Source organism: Methylobacterium sp. ap11 (genome assembly GCF_900110515.1).
Taxonomy (GTDB): Bacteria; Pseudomonadota; Alphaproteobacteria; order Rhizobiales; family Beijerinckiaceae; genus Methylobacterium; species Methylobacterium ajmalii.
Genome location: NZ_FOEB01000052.1, coordinates 1 through 5,454, shown reverse-complemented (window position 1 = coordinate 5,454; position 5,454 = coordinate 1). Strand labels below are relative to the sequence as shown.

1 protein-coding gene and 2 pseudogenes are annotated in these 5,454 nt (G+C 64.2%); 1 reads left to right on the top strand and 2 read right to left on the bottom strand.

The genetic code is table 11. The features are described from left to right. The coding region (locus tag BMX97_RS33440; protein ID WP_143074782.1) for a transposase at positions 1-581 on the top strand (581 nt) is incomplete at its 5' end. Positions 582-1,330: 749 nt separating this feature from the next. Here the strand turns inward: BMX97_RS33440 and BMX97_RS31790 are convergent. After that, a pseudogene (locus tag BMX97_RS31790) lies at positions 1,331-4,440 on the bottom strand (CusA/CzcA family heavy metal efflux RND transporter); the annotation flags it as partial. Between the two features lie 13 nt (positions 4,441-4,453). Beyond that, positions 4,454-5,380, bottom strand: a pseudogene (locus BMX97_RS31785) (efflux RND transporter periplasmic adaptor subunit); the annotation flags it as partial. Positions 5,381-5,454 lie beyond the last annotated feature (74 nt).

Below are 5,454 nucleotides of genomic sequence, written 5' to 3'. Positions count from 1 at the left end.
GGCGCGAGATCCGGGACAGGGGCTACCCGGGGACGAGCCGGCAGGTGCACCGCTTCGTCGCCGAGCGCCGGACGAGGCCGGTCCGATCAGGCCGCAAGCCCCTCCGTGCGAGGGCCAGTGCATCGCAGCGGCCTGGCACGGAAGCTCCATTGCCGCCCGCACGGCAGCTGGCGTGGTTGCTCGTCCAGCCACCCTCGGGGCTGGATGCGGGCGACGCAGCTGTGGTGAGACGCGTCGAGCAGGATGACACCGCACGGACGATCACGGGTCTGGCTGGCCGCTTCACGGCCCTGGTGCGCGCCGCCGGGAAGGGCAAGACCGCCACCAATGATCAGGATGCGGACGCCGCAGCGGACATCGCCGCCTGGATCACGCAGGCACGGAGTTGCGACGCTCCTGCCATCGCGACGTTCGCCTCGGGATTGGAGGTGGACATCGCTGCCGTCCGGGCTGCTCTCAGGGAGCCATGGAGTAGCGGCCAGGCGGAAGGCCAGGTCAACCGGCTCAAGCTCATCAAGCGCCAGTGCTACGGACGGGCAGGCCTCGATCTCCTGAAGCGCCGCATGGTTCTGGCCGCCTGATCCACGCAAGGTGAGCAAGAACCACAGAAACGGGGCAATCCCATGCAGGGGCCTGACTCAGGTTACAGTCCCGTGCGCCCCCGGACCACTGGGCCGACACAGCAGCGAAGCCTCGAAAATCTCCGCTGCTTGTATCGTCGATTAGCGTAGCAGCTGAAGGATGGCCTGGCTCGCCACGGACAGGGATAGTCTTCCAGGAATTCCAAAAACTTCATGGCCGTTGAGCGACCAGCAAACGTCAAGGCAACGAATTTTTCCGTTAAATGGAAGCGCCACAGATTTTTATTGGGGACGACTCTCCGGCCTTCCGTGTCGGCTATGCGTCAGCAATGCGCCATAAGCGGCCCTTCGACCAGAGCCGCTGGAATGGCCGCTTAGCCTCCGAAAGCTGCCATTGGCAGGTCCCAGCGGCCACAACTTCCTGACCTGTTTGATCCGGCTTGCAGTACCATTGCATCGATCCACGACTGATGCATGAGCCAGAGCAGTGCTTATGGGGTATCCTGACGGGTTCGACAAAAGTAGCAGGAGAGTCGTTCCTAAATTGAGGCGGCTTGGCCACAGCTGTCGATGCCAGCCCAGCGGTGGCAAAAGATAAAAAAATGTATCTGCCCGTGATATTATCCGTTATGCTGCCGGATATTGAATATTACTAATATTAAATCGGATCAACCTATACTTTGATTCATTCTATAACGACTTGCTCGAAATCATCGGCGGATATGGCCCTCGACGTTCAGACGCCACTTTATGACCACCGTCGCCAGGGGGCGTTGAATCTCCGCCCCGGTCCCGGTGGCGAGTGCCATCGGAACGAAACCGAGGGATGCGACAAGTGCGGTCATCGCGACAGGCCGCAGGCGGGTGAGCGCCCCCTCGACGATGGCCTCGTGCACCGGACGGCCCTCGGCGACGATCTGCTTGATATAGGTCAGCATCACGAGGCCGTTGAGCACGGCGACGCCCGAGAGCGCGATAAACCCGACCGCGGCGGGAACCGAAAACGGCAGATCGCGCAGCCAAAGCGCGGCGATGCCCCCGGTCAGCGCCAACGGCACCGCGCTGAACACGAGAACGGCATCACGCGCACTGCCCAGAGCGGAGGCGAGCAACAGGAAGATGAGGAAAAAACAGACCGGCAGCACGACAGCCAATCTGTCTTTGGCGGAAGCGAGATTCTCGAACTGGCCTCCCCAGGTGATGGAGTATCCGGTCGGCAGGACCAATCTGGCCGCGACCTTCGCCTGAGCGTCGAACACGAGAGATCCGACGTCGCGACTGCGGACGTTCGCCGTGACGACGATCCTACGCCTTCCGTTCTCACGGCTGATCTGGTTGGCGCCTTCCGCCACGGAGAAGCTCGACACCTGTTTGAGGAGGATGGAACCCGCGCGCCCGTTCTGGCCAATCGGGAGTGGGACCGGGATGTTTTCGAGCGCCTCGCGATCCTCTCGCACCCGGTCGGTCAGTCGCACGACGATGGAAAAGCGCCTGTCGCCCTCGAAGACGAAGCCCGCGTCCTTCCCGCCTATCGCCGCCCCGATGACCTCCTGGATCGCGGTATTGCTCAGGCCAAGACGAGCGGCCTCGCCCTTGTTGATCGCGATTTCCAGGAACGGCAGGCCGGCGACCTGCTCGACCTTCACGTCCGTGGCGCCGTCGGTGGCACGCAGGGCAGAGGCGACCTGGTTCGCGGCGAGCAACATGGCGTCGAAGTCGTCGCCGAACACCTTCACCGCGAGGTCGCCACGCGTTCCAGCCAGCAGTTCGTTGAAGCGTAACTGGATGGGTTGCGAGAACTCGTAGACGTTGCCTGAGAGTTCGGAGATCGCCTTCTCGATGCGGTCCTGCAGCGCCGCCTTCGATAGCGAGGGCTGGGGCCATTCCTCCTGGGGCTTCAGCATCACGAAGGTGTCGGAGGTGTTGGGCTGCATCGGATCGGATGCGACCTCGGCGGTGCCCGTCTTCGAGAAGACGTAGGCAACCTCGGGAAAGCCGGAGATGACCTCCTCGACCTTGACCTGCATGGACTGGGACTGCGTCAGGGACGTCGAAGGTATCCGCTGTGCGTTCAACGCGATGTTCTTCTCGTCGAGCGTCGGCATGAACTCGGCGCCCAACCGGGTGAAGAGCAGGCCGGTCCCGAGCAGGAGCACGAGGGCGCCGCCGACGAAGGCGAACGGGAGCCGTACGGCAGCGCCGAGCGCGGGCCTGTAAGCGGCCTTAAGCCCTCGAATGAGGACGTTGTCCTTCTCCGTGACGCGTCCGGTGATGCAGATTGCGATCATCGCCGGAACGAACGTCAGCGAAAGGACGAAGGCCGAGACCAGGGCGAGGATGACGGTGAGCGCCATCGGCTCGAACATCTTGCCCTCGACGCCCGTGAACGTCAGGACAGGCACGTAGACCAGGATGATGATCGCCTGCCCGTAGAGTGACGGCTTGATCATCTCCTCGGCGGATGCCCGAACGGTCTGCAGCCGTTCTCCGAGGTCGAGCTGCCTTCCCGCTTGTATCTGTCGCTCGGCGAGGTGCCGCAGGGCGTTCTCCGTGATGATAACCGCCCCGTCGACGATGAGGCCGAAGTCGAGTGCGCCGAGGCTCATCAGGTTCGCGGAGATTTTCGCCTGGACCATGCCCGTCATTGTCATCAGCATGGCGACCGGGATGACCAAGGCCGTCACGATGGCGGCCCGGATGTTCCCCAGGAGCAGGAACAGAATGACGATGACGAGGGCAGCGCCTTCGAGGAGGTTCTTGGCGACCGTCCGGATGGTCGCCTCGACCAGGAGCCTCCGGTCGAGGACGGTGTGGATCTCGACCCCCGGGGGCAGCGAGTGCCTGACCCGGTCCATCCGCGCGTCGACCGCGGCGGCGACCGTCCGGCTGTTCTCGCCGATCAGCATCAGGGCGGTGCCGATCACGACCTCCTGGCCGTCCTCGCTGCCGGAGCCGGTGCGGAGGTCGCGACCGATGCGAACCTCCGCGATCTCCTTGATGCGCACCGGGACACCGCCGCGCGTGGCGACGACGACGTCTCCGATCTGGGACATGCTCTCCAGGCGGCCGGCCGCGCGCACGACGTACCCTTCGCCGTTGTCCTCCAGGTAGCGGGCTCCCTGGTTGGCGTTGTTGGCCTCCAGCGCCCTGGCGACATCGTTGAACGAAAGGTCGAGGGCCGTCAGCTTCGTCGGGTCAGGCTGGACATGGTACTGCTTCTCGAAGCCGCCGATGCCGTCGACGCCGGCCACGCCCGGCACCGTCTGGATCTGAGGGCGGACGACCCAGTCCTGGATCTGCGCAGATAAGCGGAGCGTTCGAGCTCCGAACCGAGGTGCTGCTTCTCCGGTGTCAGGTAGGTGCCGTCCGGTTGCCATCCGGGTTTGCCTGGGTGCGAGACGATCCGGGCATCCGGCTTCGGGTACCGCACGGACCACATGTAGATCTCGCCGAGCCCGGTCGAGATCGGCCCCATCCGGGGCTCGATGCCCGGCGGGAGCGTGGCACGGGCCTGGGACAGCCGTTCGGCGACCTGCTGGCGGGCGAAGTAGATGTCCAGCTTGTCGGCGAAGACGGCGGTGACCTGCGAGAAGCCGTTGCGCGAGAGCGAGCGGGTGTATTCGAGCCCCTTGATGCCGGCGAGAGCGGTCTCGACCGGGTAGGTGACCTGCTTCTCGATATCGACCGGCGACAGCGATGGCGCGAGGGTGTTGATCTGGACTTGGTTGTTGGTGATGTCCGGAACGGCGTCGATGGGGAGCCTGGTCAGCGAGTAGCCCCCGAACGCCGCGGCGAGCAGGGTGAGCAGGAGGACGAGCCAGCGTTGCCGGACCGAGAAGTCGAGGATGCGGCTAATCATCGGTCGTCGCGCCTCACCGATCCGTCTCTGACTTGCCGAGTTCGGCCTTCAGCAGGAAGGTGTTGCCGACCGCCACGCCATCCCCGGGCGAGATACCGGATACGACCTCGATGAAGTCGTCGTCCGAACGTCCGATCTTGACGGCACGCGCCACGAACCCGGTCGGGGTCCGTACGAAGGCGGCGCGCTTGCCGCCGAGCGTCTGGAAGGCCGCCTTCGGAAGCCGGACCGCCACCGGCTCCTTTGCGATCTCGATCTCCGCGGTGACGAACGTGCCGGGACGCCATGTCAGGTCTGGATTGGGAAGGGTGACGACGATCCGCGCCGAGCGGGTTTCCAGGTTGAGCAGGGGGCTGATGAACATCACGCGCCCTTCCGCACGGCGGCCATCCCCGTCCGAACTCGGGGTGATGACGACGGTTGCGCCTTCGCGGATACTCGGAAGTTCGACCGTGGCGACGGCGAGTTCGACCCAGACGTTCGTGAGGTCGGTCAATTTATAGAGATCCGAGGGGTCGCCGACGCCACCGACCGTCGTGCAGATGTCGACCTTGCGCTCAACGACACGCCCTTTGAGGGGAGACCGAAGCTCGTACCGCCGAAGGCTCGACGTATTCGGCGTCACCTCTTCGCGCTTCTGTGCGGCGGCGACATCCATCGCGTTCAGGCCGAGTGCGGACAGCTTTTGCCGCGCGAGGTCGAACGCCAATGCCGCTTCGGCATAGATCGACTTCGCCTGCAGGAATGATTGCTCGGACGAGATGCGCTTGTCCCAAAGCGATTGCTGGCGGTCGAAGTTCGTCCTTTCGAGATCGGCCTTGACCGATGAGGTCAGGAACTCGCTTTTCGCATCCGCGACCTCCCGGATGTCGAGGACCGCGACGACCTCGTCCCTCTCGACGCGGTCGCCCAACTTCCTTTTTACCCACATCCTGGCGATGCCTGAGTGAGGGCGGCTCCGAGCGCTATGTCGGCGAGCCGTGCAAAGCCACGCCATATGACGAGGTTGCCGGG